This is a genomic window from Flavobacterium sp. ACAM 123, assembly GCF_000264055.1.
In the GTDB taxonomy this organism is placed as follows: Bacteria; Bacteroidota; Bacteroidia; order Flavobacteriales; family Flavobacteriaceae; genus Flavobacterium.
In genome coordinates, this window is the sequence record NZ_AJXL01000255.1 from 1 (window position 1) to 405 (window position 405).

Sequence of the window (405 nt, forward strand, 5' to 3'; positions counted from 1 at the left end):
CAATTGCTCGGTTTTTTTGTTTTAATTCCTTTGCAATGCCTTTCCTTGTGGGCACAGATTGCAAATCTGCGCTATCGTTGTCGACATATCAAGGACGTTCGGGTTGTGTGTGTCGATATTGCCCTAAGTAAAAAAAGACTGAAAGATTCACTTTCAAAAGCTTTAAATATTACCGTGTAAATTTCATAATTTTGTTGACTTTGTTTGTGGGCACAAGCGTGACGCTTGCGCCAGCTTGGGGCAGTAACCTCTGCAGATGTTTTTAACCGTATTTCTAAAGCATTGGAAGTTTCTCCCGATTACTTACTCAATGGAACGATTCAAGACAAAGCCAAAAACAATATTCAAGATAACGAACTCTTATTACAGTTCGAGAAAGTAGAAAAACTAAACGACCAAAAAAAT

Annotated in this window: 2 protein-coding genes; both read left to right on the forward strand. The window is 37.8% G+C overall.

Annotation, left to right across the window (positions count from 1 at the left end; genetic code table 11):
* The coding region (locus A3SG_RS22615; protein WP_232226439.1) for a hypothetical protein at positions 1–180 on the forward strand (180 nt) is incomplete at its 5' end.
* Positions 181–225: 45 nt separating this feature from the next.
* Positions 226–405 (forward strand): hypothetical protein (locus A3SG_RS20550; RefSeq protein ID WP_016991469.1); only part of this gene is annotated, 180 nt, incomplete at its 3' end.